Origin of the sequence: Ferrovibrio sp., from assembly GCF_041906005.1 — a bacterium.
Lineage (GTDB): Bacteria > Pseudomonadota > Alphaproteobacteria > Ferrovibrionales > Ferrovibrionaceae > Ferrovibrio.
In genome coordinates, this window is record NZ_JAYRJY010000001.1 from 1,498,166 (window position 1) to 1,517,158 (window position 18,993).

Sequence of the window (18,993 nt, forward strand, 5' to 3'; positions counted from 1 at the left end):
GGCGCGGCTTACGCCTCGCGCAGGTCGGCCGCCACCGGGGCGATCTGTTCGGCCAGGAAGCGCGCCAGTTCGGCGCGGCTTTTCGGGCTGCGCAGGATGCGTTCGTCCTGCGGATTCGACAGGAAGCCGGTCTCGATCAGCACCGAGGGGATCGCGGGCGAACGCAGCACGGCGAAATTGGCCTGCCGCATCGGGTTTTCCAGCAACTGCACCCGCCGGCCGACGCCGGTGACGATGCGGCGCTTGGCCGACAGCGAGGCGTTATGGCTGTGGCGGCGGGCCAGATCGATCAGGATCGCCGCCGTCTGCTTGTCGGTGGCGCCGGTATCAAAGCCATAGATCGCATCGACCTGGTTCTCGCGGTCGGCCAGGCGGCGGGCGAAATCATCCGATGCCTTGTCGGCGCGCGAATATGCCGACAGGCCACGGGCGCCGCGATTGGGCGCCGCATCGGCATGGATCGAGATGAACAGGTCGGCGCTTTTTTCATGCGCGAAAGCAACCCGGCTGGGCAGCGGGATATAGCTGTCGCGGTCGCGGGTCATGAATACCCTGATGTCGGGATTGCCGGCCAGCATCTGGCGGATGCTCTGGCAGATCGACAGCGTGACATCCTTTTCCTCGGTTCCGGTCACGCCGATGGCACCCGGATCGCGGCCGCCATGGCCGGGATCGAGCACCACGACGGCAGGCGGGCGTTTCGGCATGGGCTTGGTTCCGCCGGCCGGCGGTTTCTGCCTCGGCACCGGCACGGCGCCATTGCGCGATGCCGCCAAGCCCGGCGCCGCGAAGGCGGCGCTGCCAAGCAGTCCAAGCAGGGAAGAAATCACCAAACGTCGCGTATACATGCCTTGTCCATCGACCGAATCGGGATCGCGCGCGAATCGGCTGTCGTGGCGGGACGATAAACGCCCACAGGACTCTCCGGCAAGGACAGTCCACCTTCAGGCTGACAAGAGATGGTGAATGCTTCGTTAATTCCGGCCGGGCGGCGGCGGAATCATTCGACCGTGTATTTGGCCCGCACGTCGTATTTATTCGACTTCACCCAGCCCTCGACCAGCTTTTCCAGCGCCGAGTTCGGTTTCTCGGGCAGCACGAGCTTGAGCTTCACATACTGGTCGCCCCGCTGATCGGACGCACCGCCCTTGAGCGGGAAACCGCGGCCTTTCAGACGCAGGGTGGTGCCTGAACTTGCGCTTTTGGGCACCGCAACGGCCACCATGCCATCGATGGTGGGCACGGCAATCTTGGCGCCAAGCACGGCCTCGTCCAGCGTGACCGGCAGCTCGAGATGGATGTCGTCGCCCTGGCGGGTGAAGAAGGCATGCGGCTCGACCGTCACCTCGATCAGCGCGTCGCCCGCCTCGCCACCATTGCGGCCGGCATCGCCCTGGTGCCGCAAGCGGATCTGCTGGCCATCGGCCAGCCCGGCCGGGATGGTGACATCAAGCTGCTTGCTATCAGGCATGGTGAGCCGCCGCTTGCAGCCGCGGGCGGCATCCAGGAACCCGATCTTCAGATTGAAATGGCGATCGGCGCCCCGCATCGGCCGGTTGGCACGCGCCCCGGCATGGGCCCCCGCACCGGCACCACCGCGCGTGCGCCGCATCTGGCCGAATATCTCGTCAAAGATATCCTCGCCGCCATTTTCAAAACCGCCGAAACCGAAATCGCCGCCGCCGAACGGGCCACGGCCGCCGCGCGCGCCGGCGCCAGCACCTGGACCGCCGCGAAAGCCGCCGCCGAAGCCGCGCGCACGCGGCTGGCCGGCGGCGTCGATTTCGCCGCGATCATATTTGCCGCGTTTCTCGGCATCGCCCAGAATGTCGTAGGCGGCCGAGACTTCCTTGAACCGCTCCGCGGCCTTGGCGTTGTCGGGGTTGCGGTCGGGATGCAGTTCCTTGGCCAGCTTGCGATAGGCCTTGCGCAGGTCGTCCTGACTGACACCGCGCGCCACGCCCAGCACTTCATAGGGATCACGCATGACGGCCGGTCCCCCAGATCGCGCACGGCATCATGGCCGCGCCTCCGAACCGGACTTCGCTTCCGGCTCGAGCTTGTCGGTATCATCGCGATTTTCGCCGGCATTGAACAGGTTGGGAAGCGAGACGCCGCCACCCGACGAGATGGCGGAATAAAAACGCCCGAGCAGACCGGGCCGTTCGGGTTCGCCCTGGGCATCAGCAGGCCGGGACGGATCGGCCGCCGGCGGCGCCTCGACCGGATTTGCCTCGACCGGTGCCGGAGCCGGCGATACTGCCGGCGCGGACACGGGCGTTTCCACTACGCCGGCCGCGCTGTTTTCCGTCTTGTCGTCACTGCCCGCGGCTTTCGGTGGGATCGCAGCCTCGCCGGCCGGCTTCGCCGCCGCCCCGCCATCGCGACGCATCACCAGCAGCGACAGGCGTTCCAGCGCATCGGGCTGGCCGGCCTTGGCCGCGTTGTTGTACCAGCCGAGCGCCACAGCCTCGTTCTTCTCGACGCCAAGGCCGAGTTCATACATCAGGCCCAGATTATACTGCGCGACGGCATGGCCCTGTTTTGCGGCCGCCTCGAACCATTTGCGCGCTTCGGCATAATCGACGGCGACGCCCTCATCGCCCTGCAGATAGATCGCCGCCAGATTGGCCTGGGCCCGCGCGAAACCGGTTTCGGCGGCGCGACGATACCAATGCATGGCCTGCTGGATGTCGCGCTCGACGCCCTGGCCCCAGCGATACAGATGCCCCAGATTGCGCATGGCGGCGACATCGCCGCCTTCGGCCAGCGGCGACCAGGCCGCGTAGGCCCCGGCATAATCACCGGCCTCATAGGCTTTCACGCCATCGGCAAAGCCGGCCCGGGCCTGCGGGGATGCCAGCAGCAAGGCGACGGCACAGAGTCCTGCCGCCGCGACCCGGCGTATCGCAGCCCCGGTTCCGATCATGGCGATGCGGATCACCCGTTGACGATCTTCCAGCTGCCGTCAGGCTGGCGGCAGGCCGTGCCGTAGGCCTGTTCGGTCTTGCCGCCGACAGTGACGGTCTGCTGGAATTCGCGGCAGTAATCGCCATTGGCCGCCGTGCCCTCGCGGGTAGGCGTCACGGTGCCGGAATTGCCGCTGTCGGGATTGCGCCAGGAGATGGTCTGGCCGACCGGAGCGGTGGTCGCCTTCTGGCTGGCCTTTTCCATTTCCGCCTTGTCGGCCTTGTCGAGCGACGAACCGATCTGGTTGCCGAGATACGCACCCGCCAGCGCGCCGGCGGCCACGCCGACCAGGCGACCCGTGCCCTTGCCGAACTGGGCGCCCAGCACGGCACCGCCAATGCCGCCCAGCACGGTGCCGACATTTTCCTTGTTCAGCTCCGGCCCCTGGCCGTTGTTCTGGCAAGCGGCCAGACCAAGAGCCGCGACCAGGGCGGGCAGCAGGAAATACCGCGGCAGACGGGCCTGCTTTGCGGCCGGTTTGATCGAATGGATCGGGGTGGCAGACATGGGAAACGTCCTCGCAACAGGGGCGGCCGACAGCGCCGCCGAATCAAGCGCCTAGTATATTGGTCGGGTTAATGCCGCTGCAAGGAGGGGGATGCGGCGGATCGCCGCGAAAAACCGCGATCCGCCGCGTTACAAGCCGGGCCGAAGGGTCAGGATTTGCTGAAGAAATCGATATTGGTGAATAGCGGCGACGGTTCATCGGCCAGGCGCGAACCATCGAACATGTCCAGCGTATTCGTCTTCATAATCGAGCGGATGGTGCGGATATAATCGGCACCGCGCACCGAATAGCGGTGGAGCTGGCCAGCAAGCTGATAGCTGTCCAGATCCTCGCCGCGGCTGCGCATCGAGGCGCGCTTGTCGCGGAATTCGCGATAGCTCGACTTGCTGTTCAGGTTGCGCATATAGGCAGCGACCGACTGCTCCAGGCTTTTGAAGCGCTGAATCTCGTAGGTTTCGCCATCGGGGCGGTTCTCCGGCACAATGCCGTTGCCCGGATTCCAGGTCCACTGGCCGAACACCGCATTGCCGAGCAGGGCAAAACGCGACGTGCCCCAGCCGGATTCCTCGATCGACTGCGCCAGCGCCAGCGCCGGCGGCACCACATCGATGCGATTGAGCAATTCGGCAGTGTCGACCTCGTCGAGGCCGTATTGTTCGGAAATCTGCTGCAGCCAGGCTTCGTCGCGCGCCGTCAGCGTCGCGCCCCGCTGCATACGCTCATGCAGCTTTTCGACGCGCTCACGATTGGCGGCAATACGCTCGTTCTCACGCAGGATATGCGGCAGCATCACCTTGATGAAGGCGCGCTTGCGCTTCTCCGTCAGATTGACGTCGGCGATATCGATCGGCAACGAGGCCAGGAAAATGCGCGGCACTTCAAGCTGGCCGCTGGCATTGCGCAGATCGGCAAGATCGAAACCTTCCTGCTCGAATTTACGCAGCATGGCGTCGACGGTGCGATCGGTCTGCGCGCGCAGGGCCGTGCGGTGCGGCGAAAGCTGCCGCACCTCGGCAAACCGGCGCGAGGCTTCTTCCGGGCTGACCGCGGCGGTATCGCCCGACTGCGGCTGGGATTCCTTCTTGCCTTTGCCGGCATCGGCAACCGCGCGCGGCTCGACCACGGCGCGCCAGTCCAACTGGGCAATCTGGCGCAGACGGTCCCAGGCCTCATTCACGCCATCGCCCACGGAGAGATGGGCCGCCTGCTGCACCTGCACGTCTGGGACGCGGGCCAACTGGCGGCTGGACAACAGGCCGACACCAATACCGGAAACCAGGCCGACGGCCAGAAGAAGGCCAAAGCCGGCAAAAATCAGACGCACATCAGAGCCGATGGCAAGCAACCGCCGATCGCGATTAGCCGTCATGGGTCAAACCTCCACAGTTCTCAGCGCCAGATCCCTTCGACACATCCGACACAACACGTCGGACTGCGCCGGGCGCTGCCCTTGTGCGATCCCCCACCAGGAAACGCGTGAATACCCAGCCGGTTCCGCAACCCGGAACCGGAGGGCGACTTAAACTGCCCGAACCTCGGAAACCTCGGGCACGTAATGCTTCAGCATGTTCTCGATGCCGTAGCGCAAGGTTGCCGTCGAACTGGGGCAACCAGCACAGGAACCCTGCATATGCAGGTAGACGACGCCGCGTTCGAAACCGCGAAACACGATGTCGCCGCCATCCTGGGCGACCGCGGGACGGACCCGCGTGTCGATCAATTCCTTGATCTGCAGTACGATCTGGCCGTCGGCCGGATCGAAAGTCTCGGCGGCGCCAGACTCGGCCGCGCCGGCATTGATCACCGGCAGGCCCGCCATGAAATGCTCCATGATGGCGCCCAGCAGGGCCGGCTTCAGGGCCGACCAATCCTGGTCGGCCATCTTGGTCACGGTGACGAAATCGCTACCGAGGAAGACCCCCTCGACACCGTCCACTGCAAACAGCCGCACCGCCAGCGGCGAAACCTTGGCGGTTTCGGCGTCGGTGAAGGCCGCCGAGCCGGCCGCGAAATCCGCCGGCAGCACAGCGCGGCCGGGCAGGAATTTCAGGGTCGCCGGGTTTGGCGTGGTTTCAGTCTGGATGAACATCGATGGGTCCGCAAAAAGGTGACTGGAAATTGGTTGGGGGGTCCGCAAATATCAAGGCTAAAGACAAGGGCAAAACTGTGACAAAGTAAGATTGTTGCCAAATCCAACCCTCTGTTTGGAAGATTTTTAACCGATGTGGATAGAATCGCGGGTTTTCCCCAGGGCTGTGGAGCAATGACCCCCGTCGCGAAAGGGGTAGAGCGCCTGCCGAGCTGGCCCGATTCGCGGCTTGTTCTGACGCCGGCGGCCCGCTGGCTGGTCGAGCATGACGGCAAAATCATCCCGATGCCCGATCTGATCGAGGGATTCTGCCGCCGTCTGATCGCCGAAGGCATTCCGCTCTTCCGCGTCACCACCGGCCAGCCCTCGATGCACCCGCTCACCTTCACGCGCGGCTTCACCTGGCAGCGCGACTCGGGGGTGACCATGACTGAACGCGGCCATGGCGTGGTGCGCACGGCCGAATACCTCAACAGCCCGATCGCCGTGATCCACCAGGGCGCCGCCGCCATCCGCAGACGCCTGGACCTGGCCGACACGCCGATGGATTTCGGCATCCTGCACGACCTGAAGGCCATGGGCGTGACCGACTACCTCGTGCTGCCCATGCGCTTTACCCAGGGCCCCGGCATGGGAGGCAACGAGGGACAGAACATATCCTTCATGAGCTTTGCCACCGACCGGCCGGGCGGCTTCCGGCCCGAGGAACTGAGCTATCTGGAGGAGCTGATGCCGCTGGTCGCCCTGCGGTTCGAGCTGGAGGCCGGCCGGCGCATGACCCGCGACCTGCTGACCACCTATCTGGGCCGTGGGCCGGCCAAGCGGGTGCTGAAAGGCAATTTCATGCGCGGCCGCGGCTATGAGGTGGAGGCGGCGATCTGGCTGTCAGACCTGCGCGGCTTCACGGCCTTTTCCGACCGCCATCCGCCGCAGGAGGTGGTGGCCATGCTGGACAGCTATTTCGACGCCATGGCGGCACCGATCCAGGCCCATGACGGCGAGGTGCTGAAATTCATCGGCGATGGCCTGTTGGCGATTTTCCGCGTCGACGACAAGCCGGGCGGCCGGGAAGAAGCCTGCCATCGCGCCCTGTCCGCCGCCCGTGAAGCCTTCACCGGATTGTATGAACTGAACCAGGGCCGTGCCATCGAGGGCGCGCCGCCGGTGCGGGTGGGGATTGCCCTGCATGTGGGCAAGGTCGTGTTCGGCAATATCGGTGCCCGCGACAGGCTGGATTTCACCGTGATCGGCCGCGCGGTGAACGAAGTGGCGCGCGTGGAAACCCAGACCAAGATTCTCGACCGGCCGCTGCTGACCTCGGCGGCCTTTGCCGCCGAAGTGCAGGACTGCCCGCTGGTATCGGTGGGCTTCCATGCCCTGCGCGGCGTGCAGCAGCCGCAGGAATTGTTCGCCCTGACCGGCGAATGCCTGGCCGGGTACGAATAGCCGGCAAAAGCTCTGTACACGTCTGCGCGGGATCTGTTTGCCTGTCGCCCGACACGGGTGCAGAGTCCGCGCCATGACCAATCTTCTTCCCGACCTGGTCAACGATGGGAGACTGAGCTACGCACTGGCTTGCTGGCGGCGCTGGCGTGGCGCCAATGTATGGCCGGCGCGGGAAGATATAGACCCGCTCGATCTCAAAAACCTTTTGCCCGGCATGTACATGCTGGAAAGCATCGAGAATGGCCATCGATTCCGCTTCACGCTGGCCGGCAAGACCGTGCGGGAGAATCTTGGCTTCGAACTCAGCGGAAAATATCTCGACGATCTGTTCAGCGGGCCGCAACTGGCCTGGTCCACGGATGTCCACCGCAAGGTGCTTGCGGGGTTCGGCCATTTCGCCCTGCAGCATTGGCAGCGGCGCGGCAAGGCGGTACGTGCCTTCCGTCGGCTGCTGCTGCCGCTGGCCTCGGACCACGCTCATCCCGACATGATCGTGGGCTTCGGCCTCTACGACCAGCTTGATCGCCGTGAAACCATTCCGCTCGATCACATCAACGATCCGGTCACCATTCAGATCGTTGCTGAAAGCAGCATCAATCTTTCGGAAAACCCGGAGACGTGAACCGTCAGGTCAGCCGGTCGATCTGCTCGTCGGTCAGGCTGCCCGGGATCACCGTGATCGGGAAACTCAGATTGCCCGCCATCTGGCCGGCCAGCGCGGCCACCAGCGGCCCCGGCCCCTCGCCGCCGGGTGCCGCCGCCAACACCAGCATGCGGATCGCCGGATCCTCGTCGACCAGCTTGAGGATTTCGTCGCGTGCGATGCCTTCGCGGATCACCAGCTCCGGAAGGATGCTGGAATCCTGATTCACCTGCTCGGCCAGTTTGTGCAGCAGGTCTTCCGCGGCCTCATGCGCTTCCGAGCGCATGATCTCGGCCACACCGGCCCATTGCTGGAAATCGATCGGTTCCACCACACGCAGCATCACCACGCCGCAGCGGATATTGCGCGCGCGCTTGGTCGCGTAGCGCACCGCCACGCGCACCTCCGGCGTATCATCGACGACGACGAGGAATTTGCTGCGGCGCTTGGCGTCTGTGTCTTTGTCGGTCATGGCGCGCAGGTTGCCATTGCCGGCGGCAAAAAGGCAATGGTTAACCTGATGGGGCTAATGCTGGTAGCGCGCCGCCATTATTTCTGCAGGATATTGACCACTTCATAAACCTGCGTGCGGGCGCGTTCGACATAGAATCCCATCGAACCAAGATGATTGGGCAGGATCACCGCATCGGGCTTGGCGTTGCTGACCACCAACGGCTTCAGGCCGGCACCGGCGGCGAAAGAGGCCAGCATCTGATCCCAGGTGCCGCCCAGTTCGCGGTCGCGGATCACATTGGCATAATCCTGCCGCAACTCGCGCAGCAGCATGTAATAGGCATAGAGCTGCCCCTTCACGCTGTAGAAGACATCGTCGCTTTCGGTGTCGATCCACAGGCTGCTGCCTTCGGTGATGCGACGGTCGATGGCCGCCGAAGCCGAACCGATATCCAGCGCGATGCGCTCCAGCGTGGCCTGCAGGTTGTCGCCGCGGCGCTCGAACACGGCCTGCCCCTGACCCAGGCGCTGGTTATAGCTGAGCAGCGCGCTGCGCGCCTTGCGATACTGGTCTTCCGATTTCGCGGTCGGCAGCAGCGATGTGGAGAAATCGAAAATCCACTTGGTGCCGGAATACTGCAACAGGCCGGCGGCTTCCTGCAGATCGCGGTCGGTCTGGCTGGACCCGCGCGTGCGGCCGATCTGATCGACCATCTGGAACGCGAAGCGCCCCAGCGCATGGATCATGCCGAGCTGGTAGTTCGGCATGTTGTCGAGCACCGAGCCGGGCATGAAGAACGGATCGTTCGCCACCCAGCCGTTGCGGTTCACTTCGCGGTCGATCAGCGCGGCGGCCATGGCCACGGCCCGACTGCCAGGCGCCGTCGGATCGGTGCCGGCGACCTGATAATCGAGATTGTCGTCCACCTTGTGGGCGATCAGCATGCCGACCGGATAATACAGGCCGAAAATCAGAACGACGGCAACCACGGTCAGCGGCAGCCAGCGGCCGCGCAGGCGGGTAACGAAAGAATCGGCGCTATCGGTCATGGTTTCAGCCAGAAAAAGAAAGGGGCAGGCCCCTGTAATGTGGGCCTGCCCCGGCAAGGGTTCAAGGCAGAGACGGTTTACGGCCGCAGGAAACCCACGGCATCGTATACATCCCGCAAAATCGGCGCCGACAGGGCGCGGGCTTTTTCGCCGCCATCCCGCAGAATGCCGTCGACATAGGCGGGATCGGCCATCAGCCGGCGCATTTCCGCCGTGATGGGGCCCAGAACGCCAACCGAAACTTCGGTCAGCATCTTCTTGAACTCGGCAAAGCCCTTGCCGGCGCAATCCGCCACCGCCTGCTCCAGCGTCTGGTCGCTCAACGCGGCATAGATGCCCATCAGGTTCTGCGCTTCCGGCCGGCCTTCCAGCCCTTCCACCGTGTCAGGCAGCGCCTCGGGGTCGGTTTTGGCGCGCTTGATCTTGTCGGCGATGGCGTCGGCCGTGTCGGTCAGATTGATGCGCGACTGGTCGGAGGCATCCGATTTCGACATCTTCTTCGACCCGTCGCGCAGGCTCATCACGCGCGTCGCCGTACCGAAGATCATCGGCTCGGTAAGCGGAAACACTTCACGCCCGTAATCGTGGTTGAACTTCTGCGCGATGTCGCGGGTCAGTTCCAGATGCTGCTTCTGATCCTCGCCGACCGGCACATGGGTCGCCTTGTAGGCCAGGATGTCCGCCGCCATCAGAGCCGGATAGGCGAACAGGCCGAGCGAGACATTCTCGCGATCCTTGCCGGCCTTCTCCTTGAACTGCGTCATGCGATTCATCCAGCCCATGCGGGCGACGCAATTGAAAATCCAGGCCAGCGTGGCGTGATCGGGATTCTGCGACTGGTTGAACAGGATGTTCTTCTTGGGGTCGATGCCCGAGGCGATCATCGCCGCCGCCAGCTCGCGCGTGGAGCGGGTCAACTCGGCCGGATCCTGCCACACCGTGATGGCATGCATGTCGACCATGCAGAAGATGCATTCGAACTCGTTCTGCAGCGCGACCCAGTTGCGCACCGCACCGAGATAGTTGCCGAGATGGAGATTGCCGGAGGGCTGGATGCCCGAAAAGATGCGCCGTTGGAAGGCCATGGAAGTCCCTTGCGGAATGGGGCGGTGGAAGGCCCCGGATGTGGGAAAAGTTGAGCGCGCGGTTATCGCCGGGGCGGATTGCTGCGTCAACCCCCACGCAAGCGCCATCACCGGCGCAGGGCAGTCCGCCACTCGGCCGGGCGGGTAGCGCCCAAAACCAGCGCCGCCAGCAGGAAGACGGCCAGCCCGGCGCCGACCAGCACCACGAGCGCGGTCACTCGCAGGCCGAAGCCGCCGGCATACCAGCCAGGCAGCACCAGGCGATCGAGCACGACCAGCAGGATCGCCATCAGCACGGACGCCGCCAGGATGCGCCAGGCCCGGCTTTTCAGCCGGTCGTCGGCGCGCCAATGGCCACGACGACGGAGCACATACAGCAGCAGCAGGGTATTGGCGGTGGCCGCCAGCGCCGTGGCCAGCGCCAGACCGACATGACCGAAACGCGGCATCAGGGCGAGACTGAGCCCGATATTCACCGCGATGCTGACCAGCGCCAGCTTGACCGGCATGCGGGTATCCTGCCGCGCGTGGAAACCGGGGATCAGCGTGCGCGACACCACGAAGCCCGGCAGGCCCACGGCATAGGCGAGCAGGGTGGCCGCGGTCTGCTGCGCCGTGACAAGATCGAATTCGCCGCGCTGAAACAGGATCGAGATGATCGGGAATGGCACGACCAGCAAAGCGGCACAGGACGGCAATGCCAGCAGCAGGGCGAATTCCAGCGCGCGGTTCTGCGTCACCAGGGCACCGGCATGATCGTCGCGGGCCAGTTGCGCCGAGAGCGTCGGCAGCAGGGCGGTGGCGATTGCCGCGCCCACCACGCCGACGGTGAGCTGGTTGATGCGGTCGGCGTAGAACAGATACGACACCGCGCCCGCCGGCAGCAGCGAGGCGAGGATCAGCCCGACCACAAGATTGACCTGCGTGGCGCCGGCGCCCAGGGCGGCCGGCAGGATCAGCCTGAACAGCCGGCGCAGCTTGTCGTTCAGGCGCGGGCGACGCAGCCGCAGATCGATGCCAGAGCGTTTTGCATCCCAGGCCAGCCACAGGAATTGCAGGATGCCGCCAACGAGCACCGACCAGGCCAGCGCATAGCCGGCATTGGGAACATGCGGCGTGAGCAGCAGCATGCCGGCGATCATCACCAGATTCAGCAGGATCGGCGTCGCCGCCATGGCGAAGAAGCGGCCCAGGCAGTTCAGCACTGCGCCATAGAGCGAGGCGAGGCTGACGAACAGCAGATAGGGGAAGGTGATGATGGTGAGCGTCACCGACAGATCGAAACGCTGTGGGTCGTCGACGAAACCCGGCGCCAGCAGAATGATCACCACCGGCATGGCGATCTGGGCGATCAGCGTGAAGCCGAAGGTGGCCAGCAGCAGGATCGACAGCGCGCGTTCGGCAAAAAGCTGCGCCGCCGCCCTGCCCTCCTTGGTCTGGATATGGCTGAACAGCGGCAGGAAGCCGGCGGTGAAGGCACCCTCGGCAAATAGCGAGCGGAAGAAATTGGGCAGGCGCAGACTGACGAAAAAGGCATCGGCGACCGGGCCGGCGCCGAGATAGCGCGCGATCAGGAGATCGCGGACGAACCCCGCGATGCGACTGACCATGGTGAGGCCACCGACAGTGGCAATGGCGCGAAACAGGGACATCTACGCGAACTTCCAGGCAAGCGAGGCGGCTGCAGTATAGGCAAGCACCGCCGCCACCGCCACCGCCTTCAGGCCGCTTTCGCCGCCGCCTTGGCGGATGCTTTCTCGTCGGCTGGCGCGATCTTCTTCAGCAGATGTTTCTCGATCTGCTGAAGCCGGCGTTTGTCGGTCAGCTTCATCCCGGTCAGGTCCTGCACATAGAACACGTCGACGGCGCGCTCGCCATAGGTGGCGATATGCGCCGAACCGATGGTGAGGTTGAGTTCATAAAGACCACGGGTGACATCGTAGAGGAAACCCGGCCGGTCGCGGCCGTTCACCTCGATCACCGTCCAGCGATTGGATGCCGCGTTATCGACCAGCACACGCGGCTCCACCTTGAAGACGCGGGCGCGGCTGGGCAGGCCCGGCCGTTCCGGCGCGATGGCCGAACGCAACTTCAGGTCGCCCGACAAGGCCCGCTCCAATGCCGTATTGAGCTTCTTGAGCTGCTCGGACTTGTCGAAGGCTTTGCCCTCGATGTCCTGGATATAGAAGCTGTCGAGCGCCATGCCGTCATTGGTGGTGAATATCTTGGCGTCCACGATGTTGGCGCCGGCGGCCGCCATGGCGCCGGCAGCGCGGGCAAACAGGCCCGGATGGTCGGGGGCATAGAGCGTGAATTCGGTGACGGCGCGAAAGCGGTCTGGTCGCGAGGCGGTGGTCAGGCTGCGCCCGGACTGGTCGGCCTCCCGCATCAGACCGGCATGGCGGACGATGGTATCGACGTCGTTGGAATACCAGTAATTCTCGTAATGCCGCTTGAGCAGCTTGTCCGTCTCGGCCTTGCTCCAGCCGGCAAGCAGGCCGCGCACCTTCTCCTTGGTTTCGGCGATGCGCTCCTCGCGGCGGCGGCCGGTGAATCCGCCCGACAGGTATTCCTCGGCGCGGTAATACAGATCGCGCAGAAGCTGGCCCTTCCAGCCGTTCCAGATCGTCGGGCCGACGGCGCGGATATCGGCCACCGTGAGGCAGAGCAGCAGGCGCAGGCGCTCCGGACTCTGCACGGCTTGCGCAAAATCCACCACCGTCTTCGGATCGGCGATGTCGCGCTTGAAGGCGGTGGCCGACATCAGCAGATGCCAGCGCACCAGCCAGGCCACGGTTTCGGTTTCCGCCGCCGTCAGCCCGAAGCGCGGTCCCAGCTTCTCGGCCACCTTCTCGCCCAGCACCGAATGATCGCCGCCGCGGCCCTTGGCAATGTCGTGCAGCAAGACGGCCACATACAGCACGCGGCGCGACAGCACTTCCTTGATCACATGCACGCTGAGCGGATGGTCTTCCTTCAGCGCGCCGCTTTCGATGCGCGACAGAATGCCGATGGCGCGGATGGTATGCTCGTCCACCGTATAGGTGTGGTACATGTCATGCTGGGTCTGCGCCACGACGCGGCCAAAATCCGGCACGAAACGGCCGAGCACGTCAGCCTCGTTCAGGCGGCGCAAAGTCGTCTCGGGATCGTTGACCGAGCAGAGCATGTCCATGAACAGGCGGTTGGCATCCGTATCGTTGCGCAGCCTGGCATCGATCAGCTTGAGATTTCGCCGCACCAGCCGCAGGGCCTCGGGGTGGATATCCAGCCCCTGCTCCTGCGCCAGGTGGAACAGGCGCAGCATCTTCACCGGCTGCTTCTCGAACAGGGTTTCGCTGCCGACATTGAAACGGCCGCCCTCGACTTCGAAGCCTTCCAGCTTTTTCGGGCGCTTGATCTTGGCCTTGATCGCCGCCAGCGGTTTTTTCTTCTTGTGGCGCTCTTCCAGCGCGGCGGCGAAAATGCGCGTCAGATCGCCCACTTCCTTGGCCACCAGATAGTATTTCTTCATGAAGCGTTCGACATCGCGACGGCCGGGCCGGTCGGCATAGCCCAGCGCCTTGGCGATTTCGGTCTGCATGTCGAAGGTCAGCCGCTCTTCCGGCCGGTTGGCCAGATAATGCAGGTGGATGCGCACGGTCCACAGGAATTCCATCGCCTGCACGAAGCGGCGATGCTCTTCGGCATGCAGCAGGCCGCGCGCGATCAGCTCGGCGGTGTCTTCGATGCCATAAACGTATTTGGTGATCCAGACCAGGGTGTGCAGATCGCGCAGCCCGCCCTTGCCTTCCTTGACGTTGGGTTCCACCACATAGCGGGAATCACCCATGCGCCGATGGCGATCGTCGCGTTCGGCCAGCTTCTTCTCGATGAAGTCCGGCCCGGTCTTGGCCACCACGTCGCTCTGGAAGCGGGACTTCAATTGCGCCGCCAGCTCCTGGTCGCCCCAGATCCAGCGCTGCTCCAGGATCGCGGTGCGGATGGTGATGTCGCTTAAAGAGAGCCGGATGCATTCATCCACCGAGCGCGTGGCATGACCCACCTTCAGGCCGAGGTCCCACAGCAGGTAGAGCATGTATTCCACCACCTGCTCGCCCCAGGGCGTCTGCTTGTAGGGGAACAGGAACAGCAGGTCGACATCGGAAAACGGCGCCATCTCGCCACGGCCATAGCCGCCCACCGCCACCACCGACAGCTTTTCCGCCGCCGTGGGGTTGGGCAGGCGGTAGACGCGGTTCACGGTGAAATCGAAGACGAGCCGGATGATCTGGTCGGTGAGATAGGCCAGCGACTGCCGCGTGGGCAAAGCGGGCGTGCCGGCCTGGAACCGGACCTGCACCACGCGCCGGCCCTCGTTCAGCGCCGCCTTCAGCAGTACCAGCGCCTGTTTGCGCTGCTCCGCCGTGCCATGCATGCCTTCGCCGCCCAACGCATCGAGCTGCAGCGTCAGCGCCTTGCGGTCGATGATCGCGCGTGGATCGGGGATGAGGGGACGCATCTGCATGGCAAGCTTATAACCTATCTAGGGCGGCTACACGCCCAGGAAATCGCTACTGGGGAATCACACGCCCGGAAAATCACACGCCGGGAAAATCATACGCTCTGGAAATTCACCATGCCGCCGCCATCGATGATCATGGTCTGGCCGGTCATGAAGCGGCCGGCGGCGGAGGCAAGAAACACGGCGGCACCCGCGATCTCGTCGGGATCGCCGATCCGCTTCAGCGCATAACCCTTGGTGGCTTTCTTGGAGATTTCCGGATTCTCCCACAGGGCGCGGGCGAAGTCGGTTTTGATCAGGCCCGGCGCGATGCAGTTGGCGCGGATATTCTGCGGGCCCCATTCCACGGCAAGATTGCGGGCCAGTTGCATGTCGGCCGCCTTGGAGATGCCATAGGCGCCCAGTGTATTGGAGCCGAACAGGCCGCCCACCGACGAGATGATGATGATCGCGCCGTCCTGGCGTCTGGCCATGTCGGGGGCGGCCATGTTGCACAGCCAGTGGTTCGACTTGATGTTGACATCCATGATCTTGTCGAAGGCATCGTCGGGAATGTCCTTCGACGGGCCGAAAAAGGGATTCACCGCGGCATTGCAGACCAGGATGTCGATACGGCCCCAATGCTTGATGGTGGTATCGACCAGGGCCTGAAGCTGCGCCTTCTCAGACACATTGCAGGGCACCACGATCGCCTCGCCCGCTTCCCCATTCAGAGTCGTGGCCGAACGGATTTCCTCGGCCACCTTTTCGCAGGCATCGGCCTTGCGGCTGGTCACCACCACTTTTGCGCCATGCTGGGCCATGCGGATGGCGATGGCGCGACCGATGCCGCGGCTGGAACCGGTGATCACTGCCACCTTGCCGGTCAGGTCGAAAAGGGTATCGCGGGCATTCGGGGCAAGGGTCATGGCGGTTCCTGTCCTGTCGTGTTGGTCTGTTTTTCTGGCTTTTCCTTGAATGACGGCAGCTTAAACCGGCCGCGCTGCCGATGGGAACCTTCCGCCATAGCCCCTATAATAAATGTATGACCCTGTTCCGCCGCCTATCCGTCCTGAGCCTGATGTTGCCCCTGCTGCTGGCTGGGCTGTTGGCCGCCTGCGGCAGCACGCCCCCGCCCCCGCCCCGGGCCGCCGCCTGGCTGGGCAGCCAAAGCGGCCGGGTCTTTGTGCGGGTGCTGGCGGTCGATCCGGTCAATGCCATGGAGCTGACCGCTCCCGATGGCCGGGTCTTTGCGCCCGAGAACCTGCGGGCCGAACAACGCCCGCGCAGCAATGACGAACCCTGGCGCCCCGGCATTGGTCTGGGTGGATCGGTCGGCTCGGGCAGCGGCAGCGATGTTGGCATCGGCATTTCCCTGCCCATGGGCAACCCGTTCGCCCGCGAGGCCCCGCGCGGCGCCATCGCCAGCGAGGCGCAGTTCATGCTGCCGGCCGAGGCGCTGGCCTCGTATCGCAATCGCCCGCAGGACTGGCGGCTGGACCTGCAATTCCCCGGCCGCAGCACGGGGCTGCAGGCACCGCCGCTGGCACCCTGAAGCCGGACCTCTCGGCAAAAGCTGCCGACAGGCGCAGCGCGGGCTTAATAAAATATCCCTGAAATCCGGCATTTTAACCATGGCATGGGGTTTGCTCCGCTTCTGCCAGGAACCCGAAGTCCGGACCCAAGGAGTACAAGTCATGGCGATTGCGTTGCTGTCCCTGCGTCAAGCCGAGAAAGTCGAGCCCCAGCTCCGGGCCGCCATGAAAGGCCAGGCTTCGTCAAAGCCGACGGCCAGCGACCTGGCCCAGGCGGGCCTGAGCGCCCGCGAGCGTCTGGCCCTGCGCGAAGGCAGCCCGGCCGATGCCGCCGCCGCGCTGAACGCCCGCCAGTATGTGCAGCAGATCATCGCCAAGGATCGTGAACTCACCCGCAGCCAGATGATCTGGGCGCTGGGCCGCATCGAGCCCGGCGAGATCGAGGCAATGCTGAAATCGCTCGCCAAGATGCGTGGCCGCTATGCCAGCCTGGTGCTGGAATACAGCCAGACCGAACGGCCCATCGGCAAACAGGCCCTGGAAGAGCTGCGCGGCCTGCGCGAGCGCATCGAAGAATTCGAACGCGGCCTGGAAACCATCAAGACCGCCATCCTGGACGGCAACGCGGAAGTCGACGGCGTGAAGAGCGCACGGCTGTAAAAGGCTGGTGTAAAAGGCTGGCGCAGCCTTTAGCGCCGGTCGAAGGCCAAGCGAAGGGCCATGGCGGCAAACACGCCGCCCAGCAGCCGGTTCTGCCAGCGCACGAAGGCCGGCCGCCCATTCAAGAATTCGCCCAGCCGGCCAGCGACCAGAGCGATACTGCCATTGACGATGAAGCCCGCACCGCTGAGCACACAGGCCAGCAGCAACGCCTGCCACACCGCCGTATCGGGATCGGGCTGCATGAATTGCGGAAACAGCGCCAGGAAAAACAGCGCCACTTTCGGATTGAGCATGTTGGTCAGCAGGCCCTGGCGGAACAGCTTCAGCAGCGGCAGAGCGGGCGCGCCGGGCCGCGGCGGCTGAAAACCGCCGGCACCGCGGAAAGCCTGCACGGCGAGATACAGCAGATAGGCGGCACCGGCCCAGCGGATGATTTCGAACATCACCGGCGCCATCAGCAGCACGCCGCTTAACGAGAAGCCCGCAACCAGCGCGTGGAAATAACAGCCAACGGTGATGCCGGCCAAGGTGATGAGCCCGGCCGTGCGGCCCTGCGCCACGCTGCGCGTCATCACCAGCAGCATGTCCGGACCCGGCGTCGCCGCCAGGGCGAAGGCGGCAATCGTGAAGGTGAGCAGGGTGGGCAGATCCATCGTGGCGGCGACGATGGCGCTGTGCCTTTGCCGGGTCAAGCCACCTCAATCGATGTCGAGCACAAAATCGTAGCGCGCGATTTTCGCCGTGTCGTCGCCACCCATCTGCACCAGCAGGCGGCGGTCGAAAAGGCCATCCCGCGCATTGCCCGGCTCGCTGGGGAAATAGAGCTGCGTGGTGAGGATGTCGCCACGCGGCGGCTGCAGCTTCACATGGATGTGCCGGGTGCGGCCGGGATAAAGCCCGGGCAGGATGGTCTCGAACTGCCAGCGGCCATCGGCATCGCTGAATTGATGGCCACGCAAACGATAACCGGCATTGTCGTATTGCCCGTTGGCATCGGCATGCCAGACATCGACCATCACCCGGGCGACCGGGCGGCAACGACGGCTGAGCACCAGCCCGCCGATGCGCAGCGGAATGCCGGCCATGCCAGGTTCGCGCAGTTGGGTCTTCTGCGGCGTCTGTGGCGTGTAATAAGGCCCTTCGGTCTGCTCCGGTGTCGGCACGGCCTGTTCGCCACAGGGCGGCGTCGGCTCCAAGGGCAGCGTCAGGCCCCGGGTCTGCGCAAAGCCAAGCCCCGGCAGGGCGGAAAGCATGGCAGCCTGCAGCAGCAGATCGCGTCGCGTCGTCATGGAAAAACCCCTCCACCCATGGCCCGTTTACGTCAGGCCAGATCCGCCGGTTTACACGCGCCACAGTGAACTCCCCTGCGCAGCCCGCCATCACGCTTTTGTGGCCGCCGTCACAGGCGCGGCTCGAGTTGATCTTGACTTAGCGAACGACCGTTCGTAATTTAGCGGCATGAGCAAAGGTCAGCAGACACGCGCCGTCATCCTTACCGAAGCCCTTCGTGCCGCCAGCGTCGAGGGCTTCCAGGGAATTTCCATCGGCATGCTGGCCGACCGGCTGAAAATGTCGAAATCCGGCCTATTCGCCCATTTCGGCTCGAAGGAAGAGCTGGAGAAGGCTCTGCTGGATGAAAGCGCCAAGCGCTTTATGGCGCGCGTCTGGGAACCGGCCCGCCTGGCGCCCCGCGGACGGCCGCGGATCGAAGCGATGTTCAAAGGCTGGCTCGACTGGAGCCTGCATAACGACGATCTGCCCGGCGGCTGCCTGTTCGTCACCCTGGCCGCCGAGTATGACGACAAGCCGGGCCCGGTCCGCGACCATCTGGCCGAACTGCAGACCCGGTGGCAGGGCATGATGATCCGCAGCGCCCAGATCGCCGTGCAGGAAGGCCATTTCCGTGCCGACCTCGACCCGAAACAGTTTGCCTATGAGCTGCAGGGCATTTTCCTGACGCTCAATTATTACCGTCGCCTGTTGCGCGACGGCACCGCGGTCCGACGCGCCGAGCAGGCTTTTGCCCAACTGCTGGCGCGGTCAGCCGCAACCCACTGACCTAACAACA

The 18,993-nt window shown here is 64.6% G+C and carries 19 protein-coding genes; 5 read left to right on the forward strand and 14 right to left on the reverse strand.

The window, feature by feature from the left end:
• Positions 1 to 8 precede the first annotated feature (8 nt).
• The 6 genes from ACE3OO_RS07175 to ACE3OO_RS07200 all read right to left on the reverse strand — a co-directional run bounded on the left by ACE3OO_RS07175 (position 9) and on the right by ACE3OO_RS07200 (position 5,567).
• Positions 9 to 848, reverse strand: a complete 840-nt coding sequence (locus ACE3OO_RS07175) for an N-acetylmuramoyl-L-alanine amidase (RefSeq protein ID WP_374301256.1) — start codon at positions 846 to 848, stop codon at positions 9 to 11.
• Between the two features lie 152 nt (positions 849 to 1,000).
• A complete protein-coding gene (locus ACE3OO_RS07180; protein WP_374301258.1) occupies positions 1,001 to 1,987 on the reverse strand; it encodes a DnaJ C-terminal domain-containing protein in 987 nt (328 codons plus the stop codon).
• 30 nt (positions 1,988 to 2,017) lie between these two features.
• Positions 2,018 to 2,944 carry a hypothetical protein gene (locus ACE3OO_RS07185; protein WP_374301260.1) on the reverse strand — a complete coding sequence of 309 codons (927 nt, stop codon included), beginning with the start codon at positions 2,942 to 2,944 and terminating at the stop codon, positions 2,018 to 2,020.
• Positions 2,941 to 3,477, reverse strand: a complete 537-nt coding sequence (locus ACE3OO_RS07190) for an RT0821/Lpp0805 family surface protein (RefSeq protein ID WP_374301262.1) — start codon at positions 3,475 to 3,477, stop codon at positions 2,941 to 2,943. Before ACE3OO_RS07190 ends, ACE3OO_RS07185 begins: the two co-directional genes overlap by 4 nt.
• 149 nt (positions 3,478 to 3,626) lie before the next feature.
• Positions 3,627 to 4,847 carry a glucosaminidase domain-containing protein gene (locus ACE3OO_RS07195; RefSeq protein ID WP_374301264.1) on the reverse strand — a complete coding sequence of 407 codons (1,221 nt, stop codon included), beginning with the start codon at positions 4,845 to 4,847 and terminating at the stop codon, positions 3,627 to 3,629.
• A gap of 150 nt (positions 4,848 to 4,997) precedes the next feature.
• A complete protein-coding gene (locus ACE3OO_RS07200) occupies positions 4,998 to 5,567 on the reverse strand; it encodes a NifU family protein (RefSeq protein ID WP_374301265.1) in 570 nt (189 codons plus the stop codon).
• A gap of 174 nt (positions 5,568 to 5,741) precedes the next feature.
• Between ACE3OO_RS07200 and ACE3OO_RS07205 the strand changes: the two genes are divergently transcribed.
• Both ACE3OO_RS07205 and ACE3OO_RS07210 read left to right on the forward strand, forming a co-directional pair.
• On the forward strand, positions 5,742 to 7,013 hold the full coding sequence (locus ACE3OO_RS07205) for an adenylate/guanylate cyclase domain-containing protein (protein WP_374301267.1): 1,272 nt from the start codon (positions 5,742 to 5,744) through the stop codon (positions 7,011 to 7,013).
• Between the two features lie 73 nt (positions 7,014 to 7,086).
• Positions 7,087 to 7,635, forward strand: a complete 549-nt coding sequence (locus ACE3OO_RS07210; RefSeq protein ID WP_374301269.1) for a PAS domain-containing protein — start codon at positions 7,087 to 7,089, stop codon at positions 7,633 to 7,635.
• 4 nt (positions 7,636 to 7,639) lie between these two features.
• Here ACE3OO_RS07210 and ACE3OO_RS07215 read toward each other — a convergent pair whose 3' ends face one another.
• The 6 genes from ACE3OO_RS07215 to ACE3OO_RS07240 all read right to left on the reverse strand — a co-directional run bounded on the left by ACE3OO_RS07215 (position 7,640) and on the right by ACE3OO_RS07240 (position 15,656).
• Positions 7,640 to 8,128, reverse strand: a complete 489-nt coding sequence (locus ACE3OO_RS07215) for a universal stress protein (RefSeq protein ID WP_374301271.1) — start codon at positions 8,126 to 8,128, stop codon at positions 7,640 to 7,642.
• Between the two features lie 77 nt (positions 8,129 to 8,205).
• Positions 8,206 to 9,159 carry a DUF2333 family protein gene (locus ACE3OO_RS07220; protein ID WP_374301273.1) on the reverse strand — a complete coding sequence of 318 codons (954 nt, stop codon included), beginning with the start codon at positions 9,157 to 9,159 and terminating at the stop codon, positions 8,206 to 8,208.
• Positions 9,160 to 9,236: 77 nt separating this feature from the next.
• Positions 9,237 to 10,244 carry a tryptophan--tRNA ligase gene (gene trpS, locus ACE3OO_RS07225; RefSeq protein ID WP_374301275.1) on the reverse strand — a complete coding sequence of 336 codons (1,008 nt, stop codon included), beginning with the start codon at positions 10,242 to 10,244 and terminating at the stop codon, positions 9,237 to 9,239.
• Positions 10,245 to 10,351: 107 nt separating this feature from the next.
• Positions 10,352 to 11,896: a murein biosynthesis integral membrane protein MurJ gene (gene murJ / locus ACE3OO_RS07230; RefSeq protein WP_374301277.1), complete on the reverse strand. Its 1,545-nt coding sequence runs from the start codon at positions 11,894 to 11,896 to the stop codon at positions 10,352 to 10,354.
• 68 nt (positions 11,897 to 11,964) lie between these two features.
• The gene (locus tag ACE3OO_RS07235; RefSeq protein ID WP_374304670.1) at positions 11,965 to 14,745 is read right to left on the reverse strand and encodes a [protein-PII] uridylyltransferase; all 2,781 of its coding nucleotides are present in this window, start codon (positions 14,743 to 14,745) and stop codon (positions 11,965 to 11,967) included.
• Positions 14,746 to 14,840: 95 nt separating this feature from the next.
• Positions 14,841 to 15,656 carry an SDR family NAD(P)-dependent oxidoreductase gene (locus tag ACE3OO_RS07240; RefSeq protein WP_374301279.1) on the reverse strand — a complete coding sequence of 272 codons (816 nt, stop codon included), beginning with the start codon at positions 15,654 to 15,656 and terminating at the stop codon, positions 14,841 to 14,843.
• Positions 15,657 to 15,772: 116 nt separating this feature from the next.
• On the opposite strand from ACE3OO_RS07240, the gene ACE3OO_RS07245 reads away from it, so the two are divergent.
• Both ACE3OO_RS07245 and ACE3OO_RS07250 read left to right on the forward strand, forming a co-directional pair.
• Positions 15,773 to 16,282 carry a hypothetical protein gene (locus tag ACE3OO_RS07245; RefSeq protein ID WP_374301281.1) on the forward strand — a complete coding sequence of 170 codons (510 nt, stop codon included), beginning with the start codon at positions 15,773 to 15,775 and terminating at the stop codon, positions 16,280 to 16,282.
• Between the two features lie 142 nt (positions 16,283 to 16,424).
• Positions 16,425 to 16,922, forward strand: a complete 498-nt coding sequence (locus tag ACE3OO_RS07250) for a hypothetical protein (RefSeq protein ID WP_374301283.1) — start codon at positions 16,425 to 16,427, stop codon at positions 16,920 to 16,922.
• 29 nt (positions 16,923 to 16,951) lie between these two features.
• On the opposite strand, the gene ACE3OO_RS07255 is transcribed toward ACE3OO_RS07250, so the two are convergent.
• Positions 16,952 to 17,617: a LysE family translocator gene (locus tag ACE3OO_RS07255; protein WP_374301285.1), complete on the reverse strand. Its 666-nt coding sequence runs from the start codon at positions 17,615 to 17,617 to the stop codon at positions 16,952 to 16,954.
• Positions 17,618 to 17,623: 6 nt separating this feature from the next.
• On the reverse strand, positions 17,624 to 18,214 hold the full coding sequence (locus tag ACE3OO_RS07260) for an intradiol ring-cleavage dioxygenase (RefSeq protein ID WP_374301287.1): 591 nt from the start codon (positions 18,212 to 18,214) through the stop codon (positions 17,624 to 17,626).
• Positions 18,215 to 18,383: 169 nt separating this feature from the next.
• Here ACE3OO_RS07260 and ACE3OO_RS07265 point away from each other — a divergent pair, with 169 nt between their 5' ends.
• Positions 18,384 to 18,983: a TetR/AcrR family transcriptional regulator gene (locus tag ACE3OO_RS07265; RefSeq protein WP_374301289.1), complete on the forward strand. Its 600-nt coding sequence runs from the start codon at positions 18,384 to 18,386 to the stop codon at positions 18,981 to 18,983.
• Positions 18,984 to 18,993 lie beyond the last annotated feature (10 nt).